The sequence below is a fragment of the Acidovorax sp. LjRoot118 genome, from assembly GCF_964253575.1.
Taxonomy (GTDB): Bacteria; Pseudomonadota; Gammaproteobacteria; order Burkholderiales; family Burkholderiaceae_C; genus Acidovorax.
In genome coordinates this window covers 4,878,401-4,895,621 of sequence record NZ_CAXURB020000001.1, presented here as the reverse complement: position 1 = coordinate 4,895,621, position 17,221 = coordinate 4,878,401, and the positions used below count along the sequence as shown (strand labels likewise).

Below are 17,221 nucleotides of genomic sequence, written 5' to 3'. Positions count from 1 at the left end.
GGCACTCGGACCGTTGTACCACGCCCCCTGTGCAAGCCCCGTGCAGGTGCGCTTCAAGATGCCCGTGCGACCGTGCCGTCGGGCAGGCCGAAGGCGCTGAGCCGGAACACATGGTCTTCCGGGTCGGCCAGCACCGCCTGCCACTGGCCGTAGTAGGTGGCATAGGGTGGCTTGACCATGTGCCCGCCCAGTTGCACGGCCATGGCGCTGGCCGCAGTGACGGCATCGGGTGAATCGAGCATGAAGGTGGCATAGCCCGTGACCGGGTCGGCCGAGCCAGCGGACCGCTCGCGATCGGCCAGCCCGAGCAGCGCATACGCCCCGTGCGCGTTGAAACCGAGCTGGAAGTGCTCCGTCTCCACCGCACGGTAAATGGGCGAGCGGGTGCCAGCGGCCTCGGGCAGGTGCAGCAGCGCCTGGTAGAACTGCAACTGGGCCTCGATGTCGCGGCAGAACAGGTTGAACCAGAGCTTCATGCCATCACCGCCGCAGCCTTGCTGTCCGCCAGGCCATAGGTCTTGCGGTACATGACCTGCAGGTGCTCGCCCACCGTGCAGGGCTCGAAACGCGGTGCCTCGCCCTCGGGCACACAGGTGGCGACCGGAGCCACGCGCGCCTCGTAGTCGGGCGTGTAGAAAAAGGGGATGGAATGGCGCGGCGCACCGCCGCTGTGCACGTTGCGCACGCGGTGCGGGTTGGAGCGGTACAGCCCGTTGGTCCATCGCGGAATCATGTCGCCCAGGTTGACGACCAGCGCACCCTCGACCGGCGTGGCGGCCGTCCACTCGCCGCCGGGCAGCTTCACTTCCAGCCCGCCATGGCGGTCCTGCGCGAGCAGGGTGATGGCGCCCCAGTCGGTGTGCTCGCCAGCGCCAAAGGTCAGCGCATCCGCCCCCTCGGGGTGCGGCGGGTAGCGCAGCAGCCGCAGCGTGAGCATGGGGTTGGCGTGCGTGTGGTCGAAGTAGTCCTCGGGCAAATCCAGCGACAGCGCCATGAGCTGCATGAGCCGCAGCGCCAGTTGCTGCATGGCGGCGATGTAGGCGCGGCACTGGCCGCCGAGTGCGGGCAGCTGCGCGGGCCACTGGTTGCTGCCATACGAGTGGTAGCCGCGCTGCACGTAGGGGTGGTCGGCCGCGTAGTCGAGCCCGCAGTAAAAGCTCTCCTTGAGGTCGGGGCGTGCACCTGCATCCAGCGTCTGTCCGCCCAGGCTTTCGTAGCCGCGCATCGATGGCGAGCGGTGCAGCGAGATGGCTTCCTTGTCGGCCAGGGGCAGGTCGAAAAACTGCTGCACCAGCGCGAACTGGCGTGCGATGAGTTCCTGCGGCACGCCGTGGTTCACCACATAGAAGAAGCCCGGCCCCATGCAGGCCTGGCGCAGCGAAGCAGCCACTTCGGCGCCGCGCGGGGCACCGGTGTGCAGCGCCCCTGTGAGGTCGATGAGGGGGATGCCCATGGCAATGCCTCGGTCAGCCCTTGAGCTTGCGGTCTGCTGCCGTGGGCAAAAAGCGCTCGGTCCAGATGTCGGCCACGGCCAGGCTCGATTTGAGGCCAAAGGCCGCCACCGTCTCGTCGATGGTGGCCTGCAGGCGCGCCGGGGTGGCGGCGCCCCAGCCGTTGGCGCGGGTCTCGGCCGTCTTCATGGTGCCGTCCACGATGAGCTGCAGGCGTTCGAGCTCGATGGCCTCGTTGGCCAGCGGCTCGCGCGCCTTGATGGCTGCGGCGCCCGCCTTGGGGTCGGCAATGGCCTCGATCCAGCCGCGCGTGGTGGCCTTCACAAAGGCCTTCATCGCATCGGGCGACTCCTGCATGGTCCTGGGGCTGGCCACCAGGCCGTTGCCGTACGACTGCATGCCGAAGTCCGAGAAGCGGAACACCGTGACCTGTTCGGGCCCCATGCCGCGCGCCTTGAGGTTGAGCAGCCCGGTGAAGAAGAAATAGGCCGCCGCGTCGAAGTCGCCCTTGACGAAGCGCGTGTCGCCGATGTCGGGCGCCACGTTCTCCCACTTCACGCCGCCCGTGTCGAAGCCCTGGGCCTTGGCGAACACCGGAAACAGCTTGCGCGACGCATTGAACGGCTGGCCGAGGATGGTCTTGCCCGCCAGGTCGGTGGGCTTCTTGATGGGGCCGTCCTTGCGCACCATCACTGCGTTGGGGTTCAGGTCGTACTGGATCGCCACGGCGGCCAGCTTGGCGCTCGGGTTGGCGGTGTTGAACTCGATCATGGTCGACAGGTCGGCCGAGGCCACGTCGTACGCCCCGCCCGCCACCAGGCTGATGGCCGACGCCGAGCCGTTGCCGGTGTCGATGGCCACGTCCAGCCCCGCATCCTTGTAGTAGCCGCGCTGGTGCGCGAGCAGAAAGCCCGCGCCCGAGGCCTCGATCTTCCAGCCCAGGTTGAACTTGAACTTCTGCAGGTTGCCCTGGGCGAATGCCAGGGGAGAAGCGGTGCCGACAAAGGCGGCGGCGCCGGCGGCTTGAAGCAGGGAACGACGTTTCATCATGAGGGCACTCCGTCACAGGTGGGTCGGAACCACCGGCGGTGCCAGCAAGGCGGGTGCATGGGAGAGATGAACGAAGCCGGTGCACCCGCGCGCTTGAAGACACAGCCGGCGCCCATGCGGTGCATGGGCAGCGGTCTTCAAGAGCAATTTCCGGACGCCCGGGCCGTGCGCGGCACCGTGGCGGTGCAGGCGCGAGCCGTGGCGGTGAACGCTTCTACTCTTGCGGAGTTAGGTGCAACTTCTGTGCCACGGCATGTGCCGGGGCGGAGGGTGGGATGGCCTACTTCGGCGCCGGGCACCCCTCGCCCATCCCCGCCATGCCCGCCAGCCGCTGCAGGCGCGAGCGGTTGTCCAGGCAGGCCTTGTGCTCGGCCTCAATCACCTGCTGGCGGGCCTGCTGCGCGGCGCGGGCGCGCTCGGCCTGCAGCTGGGCAATCCGCTCACGCAACTGCGGCATGGCGGCCAGGGCTGCCTTTTCGCCTTCGAGGATGGCGCTGGCGCGCTGGCTGAAGTCTGCCGCGCCGATGTCCAGCACCAGCGGGCGGATGACCACGTCGGCGCGGGCCAGTTCGGCCTCGCCCAGCTTCTGGCCCATGATGGCGATGGACTGGCCCAGCGTGCCCAGCATGTCGCCGGGCGACTTGCCGCGCGCCTTGTTCGATATGTCCACCGCCACCACCACGTCGGCGCCCAGCTGGCGCGCCGCATCTACAGGCACGGGGCTCACGATGCCGCCGTCCACGAAGTGGTACTTGCCGATGGTGACGGGCTGGAACACGCCGGGCACGCTGCTCGATGCGCGCACCGCCTGGCCGGTGTTGCCGCGGGCGAACACGGTGCGTTCGCCATCCTCCAGGCGCGTGGCGACCACAGCGAAGGGCTTGGCCAGTTGCTCCAGCGGCTTGCGGCCGACCTGCTCGTTCACGTAGTCTTCGAGCTTCTTGCCCAGCACCAGCCCGCCGGTGGAAAACTGCAGGTCGCGGATCTTGGCCTCGTCGAGGGCCACGGCCTTCTCTTGCATCTCGAAGGCGTTCATGCCGCTGGCATACAGCGCGCCGACCACGCTGCCCGCGCTGGTGCCAGCAATGTAGGCGGGCGCGAAGCCATTGGCCTCCAGCATCTTGATCACGCCGATGTGGGCAAAGCCCTTGGCCGCGCCGCCGCCCAGGGCGATGCCGACCTTGATGGGGGCCGGGCCGGTGGCCTGCATGACAGGCGCTGGCGCGGCAGCTGCCGGCTGGCTCGGGGCGGTACCGCCGCCGCATGCGGTCAGGCCGGCCACGGCCAGTGCGAGCGCCAGGGGGCGGAAAAAGAAGTCCAGGCGCATGCGAAAGATCCTGTGGTCGACAGGGCGGCGAGTATAGCGATAGCCTCTTTCCGCAGTCGGGCCCAGGGTCAGCGCCAGAAGTCCCGATGCAGGGCCGTGATCTCTTCTTCAAGCGCAGGCACCGGCCCCACCACCTCGGTGGCGCGCTGGCCGGCGGCAAAGACCGAGCGGCAGGGCAGATCCAGTGTCGGGTTATCGAGGTGGTCGCCGGTCAGCGCCTAGATTGCGGCCCCGCCAGCCCTTCACGCACAGCTGATTTCTCGGTTTCAGTGGACTCTGGTGCACTGCGCCAGGTAGGCGCCGGGGTAATTGGCCGCTGCCGTGTGCGCCAGCGTGCTCTCGGCATGGTTCACGGTATCGATGTTGCCCTGCTCGGCCAGCGCGGTCTGGCCATCGGGCGCAACCAGCAGGGCGCCGAAGGGGTGGCGGCCCATGTCCATGGCGCGCTGCGCCACGGCGTTGGCCCGGCGCAGCAGCGTGGCCGCCTGGGCTTCGCCCAACGCCGTCAGGTTACTCACCCTGCGAGCCCCGGTGGGCCCAGCCGGTGGTGCGCTTTTCGATCCAGCTAAACAGTTCGTACATCACCATGGCCATGGCGCCCACCACCATCAGGCCGGCGAAGGCCAAGCCCATCTGCATGGACGAGCCGGCGCTGATCAACAGGTAGCCGATACCCTCGTTGGCAGCGGTCATCTCCGAGACGGTGGTGCCCACGAAGGCCAGGGTGATGGCCACCTTGAGCGAGCCGAAGAAGTAGGGCATGGAGCGTGGCAGGCCCACCTTGGTGAGCACGTCCCAGCGCTTGGCGCCCAGCACGCGCAGCACGTCTTCCAGTTCGGGCTCCAGCGTGGCCAGGCCGGTGGCTATGTTCACCATGATCGGAAAGAAGCTGATCAAAAAGGCCGTGAGGATGGCCGGCCCCACACCGATGCCGAACCACACCACCAGGATGGGCACGAAGGCCGCCTTGGGCAGGGCGTTGAAGGCCGTCATCAACGGGTACACGGCGGCATACGCCAGGCGCGAGGAGCCAATCACGAAGCCCAGCAGCACACCGACCACGATGGCGATGCCAAAGCCCGCCATGGTGACCCAGTAGGTGCGCCAGGCATGGCCGGCGATGACGCTGGCGAACTCCACCAGCTGCGTGGCGATGGCCCAGGGGCTGGGGAAGATGAATTCCGAGACGTTGAAGGCCGAGCAGATGATCTGCCACAGGATGATGGTGGCCGCCAGCAGGATCCAGGGCGACCAGCGTTCGAGGTTCTTGTTGTGCATGGGGAAGGAGGCCTATTGCGGGATGGGGGCGGCAGGCTTGCCTGCACCCTGGCGTATGGCGCCGATATGGCCGCGCAGCTCGTGCACGATGTCGCTGAACTCCTTGGTGTAGGTCAGCTCCAGGTCGCGCGGGCGCGGCAGCTCGATCTCGCGGCGCACCACAAAGCGGCCGGGGCTCTTGCTCATCACGTACACCGTGTCGGCCAGGAAGACCGATTCACGCAGGTCGTGCGTCACCAGGATGACGTTGAATTTCTGCTCGGTCCACAGGTCGCGCAGGATGCACCAGAGCTCTTCGCGCGTGAACGCGTCGAGCGCGCCGAAGGGCTCGTCCAGCAGCAGCATCTTGGGTTCGTGGATCAGCGCGCGGCAGATGCTGGCGCGCTGCTGCATGCCGCCCGACAGCTGCCAGGGGAACTTGTCCTCGTAGCCGCCCAGGCCCACCTTCTGCAGCAGCTTGCGCGCACGCTCTTCGTATTCCTTGCGCTTTTGCTTGAAGTGGCTGCGGTAGGGCTCCACGATCTCCAGCGGCAGCAGCACGTTGTCCACCGTGGTGCGCCAGGGCAGCAGCGAAGGCGCCTGGAAGGCCATGCCCGAGATCTTCAGCGGCCCGGTCACCGGCTGGCCGTCGATCAGGATCTTGCCCATCGACGGCATCTTCAGGCCCGTGGCCAGTTTCATGAAGGTCGACTTGCCGCAACCCGAAGGCCCGACGATGGCGATGAACTCGCCCTGGCGGATCTGCAGGTCGATGGCCTCGACGGCAAAGTGGTTCTGCGCGCGCAGCTCGTCGTTGTAGGCGAGCCAGACGTCACGGAAGTCCACGAAATAGGAATCGGCAGCCGTCATTGGATGGTGTTCTTGTAGGGCTGGGCCCGCCAGCCCGTCAAAGGCGGCAGGGCGGGCGGGGCGGAGGGAATGCATCGGCCAGCGGCTCGCCGCTGGCCGCGGGGTCACTTCTTGGGAAGGATGTTCAGCTCGGCTGCAGGGGGCAGGAAGCTGTCGTTCCACACATCGTCGGCCTTCACGCGGGTCTTGGTGTTGAAGGCATCGGACACCTGCGAGGCCATCAGCGACAGGCGGCCGGGAACGGCCTTGCCGAAGCCTTCGCTGCGTGCGTCAGGGCTGTTGATCACGGTGTCGATGGCCAGCTGCAGGCGGCGCGTTTCCAGCGGCACGTTGACGATGCCGTCACGGGCCTTCACGTGCTCGATGGCGGCGGCCGGGTTGGCCATGACTTCCTTGGCGCCCTTGGTGAAGGCCTTGAGGAAAGCCTTGATCGCCCCGGGGTTCTCCTTGATGAGCTTGGGTGAGGCGATGATCACGTTGCCGTAGAGCTTCACGCCGAAGTCGGCATAGGGCAGCACCACCACATCGGCCGCCTTGGCGCCGCGCGCCTCCAGGTTCAGCAGCGAGGTGAAGGTGAAGCCGGTGATGGCGTCCACGTCGCCGCGCACCAGCATGGTCTCGCGCAGCGGCGGGTCCATGGCGGTCCACTGCACACTGCCCACGCCGTTGGCCTTCTGGAAGATCGGGAACGCGCGGCGGCCGGCGTCGAACACCGGGGCGCCGAGCTTCTTGCCCGCCAGGTCGGCCGGCTTGGTGATGCCGCTCTTCTTGAGCGCCATGACCGAGGCCGGGGTGTTGTTGTAGACCATCATCACCGCCACGGGCTTGTTCTGAGCGTCGGGGTTGTTGGCGTGGAACTCCATCACCGCAGCCAGGTCGGCAAAGCCCATGTCGTAGGTGCCCGAGGCCACGCGCTGCACGGCGCCGCCCGAACCGTTGCCGGCGTCCACCGCCACATCCAGGCCCGCCGCCTTGAAGTAGCCCTTGGCCACCGGCTGCAGGAACAGGGCGGCCGGGCCCTCGAAGCGCCAGTCGAGCTGGAACTTGATGGGCGTGGTGGCCTGCGCATGGGCCAGGGAGAAGCTGCCGGCGGCGACCAGCAGCACGGCGGCTTGCAGGAGGGAGCGTTTGTTCATGGGTAGGTTTCCTGTCGGGAGTGGCAGAGAAGTGAAAAGGCGAAACGCGCTGGCGGCCGGTGTGCACCGCTGGTGTGCGATGCAGAGCAAACAGCAAAAACGATGCCCGCTTTCAGGGGAGCGGGACCGGGGTGTGGCCTATTGTTCGCCAGATTGGTGCATGTGGCCCTACAGGCTTTCCCGAAATGGTGCACGCCGGCAGCGGGCATCGTCGGCAGCCCGCGCCAGCGCGCGCATTGGTGCAAACGCGCACGCCACATGGGCGCGCCAGTGGTACAACGAAAGTCCATTCTTAGCGAACGGCTTTGGGAGGCCCCTCATGGCAAATATCCAGGATTTCTTCGAGAACGTACAACTGCCCACCATGCCTGACGTGGCGCGCGAGCTGATCGCCACCATGAAGGATGACGACATCCCCTTCGAGAAGGTGCGCGCGGCGATCTCCAAGGACCCGGCCCTCACGGCCAAGCTGATCCGCCTGGCCAACAGCGCGCGTTTCGGCCTGCCGCGCCAGGTGGCATCGCTCGACGATGCCATCACCATGGTGGGCCTGAACCAGGTGCGCACCCTGGCCCTGGCGTCGTGCATGTCCGGCGTGTTCAAGGACGCCTCGGGCGTGGACGCCGAAGCGTTCTGGAAGGAGAGCATGGCTACCGCCGGCTACGCGCAGTGGCTGGCGCGCACCCTGGGCTCGGACGTGCAGGAGTCGTGGCTGGCCGGCTTTCTGGTGCGCCTGGGCGAGCTCATCATCGCGCAGAAGATGCCCGAGCAGATTCCCGCCATCGAGCAGTTGCCGCACCATGCGGGCGGGCGCTGGGAGCGTGAGCGCTCGCTGCTGGGCTTCACCGAGGCGCAGGTGACGGGAGAGCTGGCGCGCCGCTGGCGCTTTCCGGACACCATCGTGCGGGCGCTGGAGACGGCCGAAGACCCCGTGGCCTCCGTACCCTTCTGCCGCCTGGGCGGCATCCTGCACGTGGCCACCCTGCTGGCCGAGATCGGGCTGGAAGAACCCAAGTCGCCCGCCGACACCATCGCCAGCCTGCCCGCCGAGGTGACCAAGGCCCTGCAGCTCGACCCTGACTGGCTGGTGGAGCACCTGCCGCCCGTGGCCGGCTACGTGGACGTGTCCATCCGTTAGACAAAAAAAGCCCCAGGGCGTGGTCCTTGGGGCTTTTGGGCGCGGGGCGGGCTTTCGCCTACTTGGTCGTGCGCGCGCCTGCGTTGGCCGCGGCCAACGCCGTCATGTTGACCACGCGGCGCACGGTGGCCGAAGGGGTCAGCACGTGGGCCGAAGCCGCGGCACCCAGCAGGATGGGGCCGATGGTCGTGCCCTGGCCGCTGGTGGTCTTGAGCACGTTGAACAGAATGTTCGCGGCGTCCAGGTTGGGGCAGATCAGCACATTGGCCGAGCCCTGCAGCGTGGTCTCCAGCAGGCTGCTGTGGCGCACGCTTTCGGACAGCGCGGCGTCGCCGTGCATTTCGCCGTCGCACTCGATGTGCGGCGCGGCCTGCGCGAACAGGTCGCGCGCCAGGCGCATCTTGCGCGCCGAGGGCCGGTTGGACGAACCGTAGTTGGAGTGCGACAGGAAGGCCACCTTGGGTGGCAGGCCAAAGCGCTGTACCTCGTCCGCAGCCATCTGGGCAATGGCGGCCAGGTGCTCGGCGTCAGGGTCTTCGTTGATGTAGGTGTCGGCGATGAACAGCGTGTGCTCGGGCAGCATCAGCGCGTTCACCGTGGCAAAGCCGGGTGCATCCTTCTTCACGCCGATGATGTCGCGGATGTGCTCCAGGTGGCTGTCGAACTTACCCACCATGCCGCAGATCATCGCGTCGGCATCGCCGAGCTTGACCATCAGCGCGGCGATCAGCGTGTTGGAGCGGCGCACCGCGGCCTTGGACGCCTCGGGCGTGGCGCCCCGGCGCCCCATGAGCTGGTGGTAGGTCTCCCAGTACTGGCGAAAGCGCGGGTCGTCCTCGGGGTCGCAGATCTCCACATCCTTGCCTGGCTGCAGGCGCAGGCCGGCCTTGGCGATGCGCGTGGCGATCACGGCCGGGCGCCCGATCAGGATGGGCTTGGCCAGGCCTTCGTCCACGGCCACCTGGGCGGCGCGCAGCACGCGGTCGTCTTCGCCTTCGGCATAGGCCACGCGCTGAGGGTTGGCCTTGGCGGCGGCGAACACGGGGCGCATGAACATGCTGGTCTGGTAGACGAAGCGCGTCAGGCTCTCGCGGTAGGCCGCGTAGTCGGCAATCGGGCGCGTGGCCACGCCCGAAGCCTCGGCGGCCTTGGCCACGGCGGGCGCGATGCGCAGGATCAGTCGTGCGTCAAACGGCGTGGGGATCAGGTAGTCCGGGCCGAAGGACAGCTCCTTGCCCGCATAGGCGGCGGCCACCTCGTCGCTCATTTCGGCCTTGGCCAGGTCGGCGATCTCGCGCACGCAGGCCAGCTTCATGGCCTCGGTGATCTTGGTGGCGCCGCAGTCCAGCGCGCCGCGGAAGATGTAGGGGAAGCACAGGACGTTGTTGACCTGGTTGGGGTAGTCCGAGCGGCCCGTGGCGATGATGCAGTCGGGGCGCACGGCCTTGGCCAGCTCGGGGCGGATCTCGGGCTCGGGGTTGGCCAGCGCCAGGATGATGGGCTTGCTGCCCATGGTCTTGACCATCTCGGCCGTCAGCACGCCAGGGGCCGAGCAGCCCAGGAACACGTCGGCACCGTCGACCACGTCGGCCAGGGTGCGGGCCTCGGTCTTTTGCGCATAGCGCTGCTTGGAGGCGTCGAGCCCGCCGGGGCGGCCTTCGTAGATCACGCCCTTGGAGTCCACCATGAAGACGTTCTCGCGCTTCACACCCAGGCCCACCATCACGTCCACGCAGGCAATGGCAGCAGCACCCGCGCCCGACACGGCGATCTTCACCGCGCCGATCTCCTTGCCCACCAGCTCCAGGCCGTTGAGCAGCGCAGCGCTGGAGATGATGGCCGTGCCATGCTGGTCGTCGTGGAAGACCGGGATGTTCAGCCGGTCCGACAGCTTCTTTTCGATGTAGAAGCACTCGGGCGCCTTGATGTCCTCGAGGTTGATGCCGCCCAGCGTGGGCTCCAGCGCCGCGATGATCTCGACCAGCTTGTCCGGGTCGCGCTCGGCCAGCTCGATGTCGAACACGTCCACGCCAGCGAACTTCTTGAACAGGCAGCCCTTGCCCTCCATCACCGGCTTGCTCGCCAGCGGGCCGATGTCCCCGAGGCCCAGCACGGCCGTGCCGTTGGTGATCACGCCCACCAGGTTGCCGCGCGAGGTGTAGTCGAAGGCCTTGGACGGGTCGGCCTCGATGTCGAGGCAGGGGTAGGCCACGCCCGGCGAGTAAGCCAGCGACAGGTCGCGCTGGTTGGACAGGGGCTTGGTGGGGGTGACCGCGATCTTGCCCCGGCTGGGGTTGCGGTGGTATTCGCGAGCGGCGTCGCGCAGTGCCGCTTCAGCAGCGGAAAGGTTCTGTGTCATACGGAAATCCTGGAGGAGATTCTCAGCAAATGCCAAAAATGAGCTTACTCCATGGCGAGTGCGATGAGAGTGAGGGTTAATGCGTTGATTGCATGGAGTCCAACCCAGGTTCCATCGATGAAATGGTCGAAGGTTGAAGGCCTGACCTTGCCCGGGTGGGGCAGGTGAGGCGGCGGGGGCGGTGGGCCCCGGTGCATGGCAAAAATCGGATTGTCTTCCTTTTCAGAAAGCCAATAGGCTTATCCAGGTTTGGACAGCCGTGCCTTTTTGTTGGCCTCCACCTTGCGGGTGGCCGGCGCCAGGCCGGGGATTTCCAGGGTGCTCAGGTCCAGGTGCGTCACGCCCATGCTGCGCAGCAGCAGCAAAAAGTCAGACGCCTTGAACGCACCCCGGCTCTGGCGCGTGGTGAGGTTGTTCGGGGTTTGCTCGATGCCCAGCTCGGTGAGCAGCTCCGACACCTCCTGCCAGCCCCAGCGCTTGTCGTTCTTCGCGGCGGTCAGGGCCTTGCGCACCTGCTCCTTGGCGAGGGTGTGGACATGGTCGCTGTCGCTGCTCATAGGCGCAACTGGCTGCGCACGCGCTTCATTTCGGCGTGCAGTTCGTCGGTGGTGCGGTGCTTGAACTTCTCGGGCAGCAGGCTGCGGCGCGATGCCTCGGAGATGGCCAAAAGCTCCATGTACTCGATCATCAGCGTGTCGCGCGTGGGCATGTAGTCCACCGCAGCCTGCAAAAACACCTCGCGCGTCAGTCGGCCATCGGCGCGCTCGGCCAAGTCGATGGACAGCAGCGTCAGCGCTTCAAGTTCGGCGTTCGAGAACTCGGTGTCTTCCAGCGCGGCCTCCATCCAGCCTGCGCCGGCGCCATCATCTTCGTCATCGTCCTGCGGCGGCTCTTCGATCGCCTTGCCAAAGCGCTTCAGGATCACGCGCACGATGTTCGCGCGCTCGGCCCCGTTCTCGGGGAAGAACAGCGGTATCTTGGTGTCGAAGCGGCCGGGCCGCTTCATGTCGGCATCAAGCTTGTCGGGCCGGTTGGTCATCATGATGAACAGCACCTGGCCCCGGTTGTCGGTGTCCGACATGAACTCCTTGAGCCGCGCCGTGACGCGCGACGAGGTGCCGCCGTCCTCGTCGCCTTCGCCGCCCAGGCTGCGGTCGCCCTCGTCGATGATCAGCGCGATGGGCCCCATGGCCTTGACCATGGCCAGCACCTTCTCCAGGTTGCTCTCGGTCGCGCCCACCCACTTGGAGCGGATGTTCTTGAGCATCACCGCCGGTATGCCGGCCTCGCGCACGAAGGCCTTGGTCACGAAGGTCTTGCCCGAGCCCATGGGCCCCACCACCAGAATGCCCATGGGGATGCGCGCCACGTTGCCCGAGCGGATGGCGGCGGCAATGGCCGCCAGCTCGGCCTTCACCATGGTCATGCCGCCCACGCCTTCGAGACCGAATTTCGGCTCGACGAACTCGATCAGGCCAAAGCACTCCTGCGTCACCAGCTCGCGCTTGCGCGTGCGCAGCAGCGCCGCGATCTCCTCGAAGGCGTTGCCCTTGGCTGGCGCCTTGCTGCCCGGCTGCAGCAGGTGGCGTATCTGCTCGTTGGTCTGCCCGCTGGTCAGCTTGGTCAACTGCTTGGCGCGCGCCTCGGCGTCCTCAGTGCCAGCGATCAGCTCCTTGATCAGGGCCTCGCGCTCGGCATCGTTGGGGGCTTGCGCATTGGCGTCGTTGCCCAGCAGGCCGAACAGCTGTACCAGGCGCAGGCCCGAGGCCTGCTGCGCCAGCCGCGTGACCTGACCGGCATCGAGCGAGCTGTCGGCCATGCGGATGGTGGTTTCGCGCTCGGCCTGGCCGGGCATCGGTATCTCGACGGTGGCGATGCGCGGGTTCGACAGGATCTGCGCGTTCAGCTCGGCCAGCGATTCCACCAGCAAAAACACCACGTTGTCGCTGTCGCCGATCTGTGGGTTGAGTGACCAGCGGTGCAGCTTGGCAATCGCCTGCCGGTCCTGCATGGTCATCATCGACGGGTCGCCCGCCGGGAACAGCGAGCCCGCGTAGTGGATCACCACCGCCGTACCGCTCTCATGCATCAGCGCGGCCTCGATGCCTTCCAGCGGCTCGGCCTCGGCGTCGAACGCACGGCCCGCCAGCGCCTGCGTGCCCGAGGCGATGCTGTGCGAGAGCACGCGTTTTTTCTTGCCCTCCAGCAGCGAGCGGAACAGGTACTGCTCCAGTTCGACGAACTTGCCATCGAGCAGGATGCGGTCGTAGATGTTGCGGTACAGCACGAAGACCGAGGCATCGCCACTCAGGTAGCGCCGGCGCACGGTGTCGACCCAGGCCGGCGTGGCGGGCGTCGCGGTCGTGGCGGGGGAGGAGGGTGTGCTCACAGGATTCCTTGGGCGTGGCGGGCGCGCCGCCCCAGGGCAGCGCGCGGTGGACTGCGGTGGCGGCTGAAGAGCGCTTTACATCTGCTTGGCGCCAGCGCCTTGGGCGCGGGCGGCCTTGAGCTGCGCCAGCTGCGCTTCGGCCGTGGCGCGCGAGGCACCCTTTTGCAGGCCCTTCATGCGCACGTCCAGGTCGGCGCCGCGCAGCTCGTCGCCCAGGTTGGCTTCGGAGATGACGTTGGCGATGTGGCCGCGCACGTTGTCCAGCGCGCGGATCTCGGCGTCCACCGACAGGCCTTCGAGCTGGCTGTGGATCTGGATCTTGGCCTTGGCGCCGGCCAACTTGGCCAGGTTGCGGTCGCGCTCGTCCTCCACGCGCTTGATCTCGCTCTTCATCTCGAGGAGGGCGTCCTTGATCTTCTCGGCCTCGGCCATGGCCGTCTCGGCCTCGGCCGTGAGCTCGGTCACCGACTGGTCGTTGTCGTTCTTCATCTGCAGGATGCTCACCGCCAGGTCGTCCTGGTTGGTGTCCATGGCCTGTTGCAGGTTGGCTTCGAGCTGGGCCTGCTTCTGCTTGGCGTTGTGCAGGCGTGTGGTCACGTCGTCACGCTGGCGGATGATGGCGCCCGCCGCCTTCTTCAGGCGGTCGTAGTTGGCCTTCATGCTGTTGATCGAGTTCTCGTACGCGATCTCGGGGTTGTTTTTCTCGATGCCCGAGACGAACAGCGAGAGAAAGCCGGTGAACAGGTTGCTCAGGCGGCCGAGGAAGTTGGAAGAAGCCATGGTGCAGGTTCCTTGCTTAGCTGTTGTTGACGTTGTCGAAGAAGATGCGGTGGTCCTGGGCAAACGCGGCAAAGCCCTGCTCGACCTGTGCCAGCATGGCCGCGCGCTGCGCGGGGTCGATGAAGTCGAAGGCGGCGTTCACGCCCTGGGTGGCCCACTCGAAATGGTCGGCCTCCACGGCGCCGCCCTCGCCCGAGTGGATGCCCACCCAGGACAAGGCCTTGTGCTTCGTGCCGCCGATGTCCACCTCGGCGTGGAACAGGCGCTCGGCCAGGCCGCCGCCGGCCTCGCGCAGGGTGGCGCCGATCACGGTGAACTCGCGGTCGGCCAGCAGCTCGCTGCCCAGGTGGTAGCCCATGGCGTGGAAGATGGATGCGAGCGAATCGTCCTGCCCGCCGCCATAGCCGCGCAGCACGCCCTGGTTGAGCGCCTTGAGCCAGGCCGGCTCGGCTGCCAGCGCGTTCAGCGTGGCCATGTCGGCCCCCGGCATGGTGGTCTGCACGATGCCCTTGAGGAAGGCCTGCGCCAGGCTGCGGTGCGGGTCGCGCGCGCGGGTGGAGTGGTCGTCGAACTCGTCGCGCGCCGCGTCGAAGATGTAGCTGGCCACCAGCACGTTGCGGTCGGCCGCCGGCAAAAAGGGCTCGGCCGGGTCGGTGAACAAATGCCGTGCGCAGCCGATCTTGCCCGCCAGCGACGCCACGCTGCAGCCGAAGTAGCCGTTCCAGGCGATGTAGCGCGCGAAGAAGCGCACCAGCCGGTCCGGCTCGCTGGAGACGATGGCGGCCTTGAGCGTGGCCTCCATCAAGCGCGTGTACTCGTCGAAATCGACGAGGGTCTGCAGGTGCGATTTCTGTACGGTGGTGGTCGTCATGGAAGGGGTCATTTCATGGCTTGTGCCGTGGGGCGGGGCAGGGGAGCGGCAGCGGCTTTTGCCACGGCGGGGCTCGGCACATGGACGCCGATGGTGTCCAGCTCTTCGCTGATGTCGGCCTCCAGGTTCTCTTCGATCGCCAGGCGGTCCACGCTCTCGCGCAGCCGGGCCGATGCATCGGTGGCCATGGGCATCGACACGGCTTGCTGAAAGACCTCCTCGATGATGTCCGGCATGGAGACCATGGCCGCCTCGATGGCGAACATGCGGCTGCTCAGGCGGCTGCTGCTTTCCATCAGCCGCTGGTAGTCCTTGCGTGCCTGCAGCAACTGGCGGCGCTCGCGCTCGCCCGTGGTCGCTTCCAGCTGCTCCTCCACGCTGCGCAGGCGGTCGGCGATCTCCTTCTTGCTCAGTTGGCTCTGGCGCTCGTTGGCGCTCACGATGGCCAGCCAGCGCGCCAGGTAGTCGCGCGTCACGTCCTTCAGGCGGTCGATGTCTTCCACGCTCAGCGCGCAGGTCTGGCTCTTGACCATGCGCTCCAGCGCGTCGATGCGGTCCAGCGTCTGCAGGTAGACGCGCATTCGCTTGGAGCTGGGGTCGCATTCATTGCGGTCGCCCAACTCCTTGAGCAGGCTGTCCACCTGCGCCTGGTAGCGCAGCGTGGCGTACTTGCGGCGCACCGCGTAGCGGAAGGTGGACATGCCCGGCACGTACAGCAGGGCCAGCCCCTCCACGGCCGCATACGCCGTGCCCACGAAGACGAAGCCCGGCAGCCCGTACGGGAAGGACATCAGCACCGCCAGCGCGGCCGCGCCCAGCGATGCCGTGACGTTCCACTTGCTGGTCAAAAACTCCTGGATGTACGGGGGCTCTTCCCGTTCGCCCGGGTCGAATTTCATACGCTCAGCGTGATCTGGCCATGGCCCTTCGCGTCGCGCAGCGACGTGAGGATGCGGTCCTGCATGCGCAGGGTCTCGGTGGACCGCGACCAGGCCTCCGAGCGCGGGTGCTCGGCGTGGATGGCGAAGTCATCGGCAATCTTTGCGGGCTGAGGCGAGAGCACGATCACCCGGTCGCCCAGCGCCAGCGCCTCGCTCACGTCGTGCGTGACGAAGACCACCAGGCAGGGGTTGGCCTTGCACAGCGACAGCAGCAGGCGCTGCATCTCCTCGCGGGTCTGCGGGTCCAGCGCGCCGAAGGGCTCGTCCATCAACAGGATGCGCGGGCGCAGCACCAGGGCGCGCGCCAGCGCCACGCGCTGGTTCTGCCCGCCCGACAGTTGCGCCGGGCGCATGGCCTTCTTGTCGGCCAGGCCCACGGCGGCAAGCATGGTGTCCACGCGCTCCTTGATCTCGGCCTGGCTGATGCGCCCCTTCCACAGCTTGAGCGTGAACGGAAAGGCCACGTTGTCCCACACCGTCAGGTCGGGGCGGTTGGCGTACTGCTGGAACACCGTCACCGCATCGTCGTGCTGGTCCAGGCACTCCTGGCCGTCGATGTCCACCCGGCCCTGGGTCGGCGTCTTCACGTTGAACGGGCGCACCCCGCCCATCATGCGCATCAGCGTGGACTTGCCGCAGCCCGAGGGGCCCAGCAGCATGTTGATGCTGGGGTTCTCCAGTTGCAGGTCGATGCCGTCGATCACGCGCAGCACGCCCTTGCCGTTGGCGGCAGGGTACTCCTGCACGATGCCGCTCATGTGGATGGAAATGCTTGCAGCGCTCGGGGTCGATGTCATGCTTGGCTTTGTTGTATCAGTTCTTATTGGGGGTGCATGCCTGGGCCGTCAAACGCTCTGTTCCCATGGGAACATTTTTCGCTTGGCCCAGGTCATCAGGCGGTGCGTGATCAGCGCCAGCGCGATGATGGTGATGATGCCCGCGAACACCTGGTCCATGGCCGAGAAGCGGCGCGCGTTCTGGATCAACTGGCCCAGGCCCTCCTTGGCGTTCACGTACTCGGCCACGGTGATGTAGGTCCACATCACCGAGATGGCGATGATGATGCCGTCCACGATGCGCGGCATGGCCATCGGGATCACCGCGCGGCGGATGCATTCCCACGGCGTGGCTCCCAGGTCGCGTGCGCTGATCCAGTACGACTGCGGCACCGAGCGGATCGCGTCGCGCACCAGCGGTATCAGGTAGACCACCGCGCCCGAGAACAGGAAGACGATCTTCATCTCCTCGCCAATGCCGAACCACATCACCATGATGGGCAGCAGCGCCACGATGGGCGCCGAGCGGAACGGGTCGATCAGCGGCGACAGCGTGGCGTTGATGCGCGGCGATGCCCCCATCAGAATGCCGATGGGCAGGCCGATCAGGATGACCAGAATGCCCGCCACCACCAGCCGCCCGCCCGACCACAGCACCGAGGTCAGCAGCAGGCTCTCCTGGCGCACGGGGTCCCACGCCAGGCGCGAGAAGGCCATGGCAACCTCCCACGGTGCAGGCAACCGGTTCGAGTTGACCAGGCCCGATGCGCTCACCAGCGCCCAGGCCACCAGCACCACCACCACGGCGCCCACGCCCAGCATGCGCTGGGTCTGGGGCGAGATCGGATGGCTGGGGTTCCAGAATTGGGCCATCGC

16 protein-coding genes and 1 pseudogene are annotated in these 17,221 nt (G+C 67.1%); 1 reads left to right on the top strand and 16 read right to left on the bottom strand.

The window, feature by feature from the left end; genetic code table 11:
* Nucleotides 1-53 precede the first annotated feature (53 nt).
* The 8 genes and pseudogenes from ACSQ9E_RS22970 to ACSQ9E_RS22935 form a co-directional block, all read right to left on the bottom strand.
* Nucleotides 54-476, bottom strand: coding sequence for a VOC family protein (locus tag ACSQ9E_RS22970; protein ID WP_436219269.1), 423 nt, complete (start codon nt 474-476; stop codon nt 54-56).
* Nucleotides 473-1,453, bottom strand: a complete 981-nt coding sequence (locus tag ACSQ9E_RS22965; protein WP_436219268.1) for an isopenicillin N synthase family dioxygenase — start codon at nt 1,451-1,453, stop codon at nt 473-475. Before ACSQ9E_RS22965 ends, ACSQ9E_RS22970 begins: the two co-directional genes overlap by 4 nt.
* Before the next feature lie 13 nt (nt 1,454-1,466).
* The gene (locus ACSQ9E_RS22960; protein ID WP_436219267.1) at nt 1,467-2,498 is read right to left on the bottom strand and encodes an ABC transporter substrate-binding protein; all 1,032 of its coding nucleotides are present in this window, start codon (nt 2,496-2,498) and stop codon (nt 1,467-1,469) included.
* Between the two features lie 283 nt (nt 2,499-2,781).
* The gene (locus ACSQ9E_RS22955) at nt 2,782-3,828 is read right to left on the bottom strand and encodes a patatin-like phospholipase family protein (RefSeq protein WP_436219266.1); all 1,047 of its coding nucleotides are present in this window, start codon (nt 3,826-3,828) and stop codon (nt 2,782-2,784) included.
* 68 nt (nt 3,829-3,896) lie between these two features.
* Nucleotides 3,897-4,268, bottom strand: a pseudogene (locus ACSQ9E_RS22950) (nucleoside deaminase).
* Nucleotides 4,269-4,338: 70 nt separating this feature from the next.
* Nucleotides 4,339-5,106, bottom strand: coding sequence for an ABC transporter permease (locus ACSQ9E_RS22945; RefSeq protein ID WP_057264854.1), 768 nt, complete (start codon nt 5,104-5,106; stop codon nt 4,339-4,341).
* 12 nt (nt 5,107-5,118) lie between these two features.
* Nucleotides 5,119-5,955, bottom strand: coding sequence for an ABC transporter ATP-binding protein (locus ACSQ9E_RS22940; RefSeq protein ID WP_057201457.1), 837 nt, complete (start codon nt 5,953-5,955; stop codon nt 5,119-5,121).
* Between the two features lie 104 nt (nt 5,956-6,059).
* A complete protein-coding gene (locus tag ACSQ9E_RS22935) occupies nt 6,060-7,091 on the bottom strand; it encodes an ABC transporter substrate-binding protein (RefSeq protein WP_436219265.1) in 1,032 nt (343 codons plus the stop codon).
* Between the two features lie 319 nt (nt 7,092-7,410).
* Between ACSQ9E_RS22935 and ACSQ9E_RS22930 the strand changes: the two genes are divergently transcribed.
* Nucleotides 7,411-8,229, top strand: a complete 819-nt coding sequence (locus ACSQ9E_RS22930; RefSeq protein WP_057201455.1) for an HDOD domain-containing protein — start codon at nt 7,411-7,413, stop codon at nt 8,227-8,229.
* A 58-nt stretch (nt 8,230-8,287) separates the two neighbouring features.
* Here the strand turns inward: ACSQ9E_RS22930 and ACSQ9E_RS22925 are convergent, their stop codons facing one another.
* From ACSQ9E_RS22925 to ACSQ9E_RS22890, 8 genes are all read right to left on the bottom strand, one after another.
* Nucleotides 8,288-10,588, bottom strand: coding sequence for an NADP-dependent malic enzyme (locus ACSQ9E_RS22925; RefSeq protein ID WP_436219264.1), 2,301 nt, complete (start codon nt 10,586-10,588; stop codon nt 8,288-8,290).
* Between the two features lie 239 nt (nt 10,589-10,827).
* On the bottom strand, nt 10,828-11,145 hold the full coding sequence (locus ACSQ9E_RS22920; RefSeq protein ID WP_057201453.1) for a DUF6471 domain-containing protein: 318 nt from the start codon (nt 11,143-11,145) through the stop codon (nt 10,828-10,830).
* On the bottom strand, nt 11,142-12,977 hold the full coding sequence (locus ACSQ9E_RS22915; RefSeq protein ID WP_057264846.1) for an ATP-binding protein: 1,836 nt from the start codon (nt 12,975-12,977) through the stop codon (nt 11,142-11,144). Before ACSQ9E_RS22915 ends, ACSQ9E_RS22920 begins: the two co-directional genes overlap by 4 nt.
* A gap of 75 nt (nt 12,978-13,052) precedes the next feature.
* Nucleotides 13,053-13,757, bottom strand: coding sequence for a PspA/IM30 family protein (locus ACSQ9E_RS22910; RefSeq protein ID WP_007861927.1), 705 nt, complete (start codon nt 13,755-13,757; stop codon nt 13,053-13,055).
* 16 nt (nt 13,758-13,773) lie between these two features.
* Nucleotides 13,774-14,628, bottom strand: coding sequence for a hypothetical protein (locus ACSQ9E_RS22905; protein WP_436219263.1), 855 nt, complete (start codon nt 14,626-14,628; stop codon nt 13,774-13,776).
* Nucleotides 14,629-14,636: 8 nt separating this feature from the next.
* On the bottom strand, nt 14,637-15,527 hold the full coding sequence (locus ACSQ9E_RS22900; protein WP_057264842.1) for a hypothetical protein: 891 nt from the start codon (nt 15,525-15,527) through the stop codon (nt 14,637-14,639).
* The gene (locus ACSQ9E_RS22895; protein ID WP_436219262.1) at nt 15,524-16,366 is read right to left on the bottom strand and encodes an ABC transporter ATP-binding protein; all 843 of its coding nucleotides are present in this window, start codon (nt 16,364-16,366) and stop codon (nt 15,524-15,526) included. Before ACSQ9E_RS22895 ends, ACSQ9E_RS22900 begins: the two co-directional genes overlap by 4 nt.
* 48 nt (nt 16,367-16,414) lie before the next feature.
* The gene (locus ACSQ9E_RS22890) at nt 16,415-17,218 is read right to left on the bottom strand and encodes an ABC transporter permease (RefSeq protein ID WP_057201447.1); all 804 of its coding nucleotides are present in this window, start codon (nt 17,216-17,218) and stop codon (nt 16,415-16,417) included.
* Between the last annotated feature and the right edge of the window lie 3 nt (nt 17,219-17,221).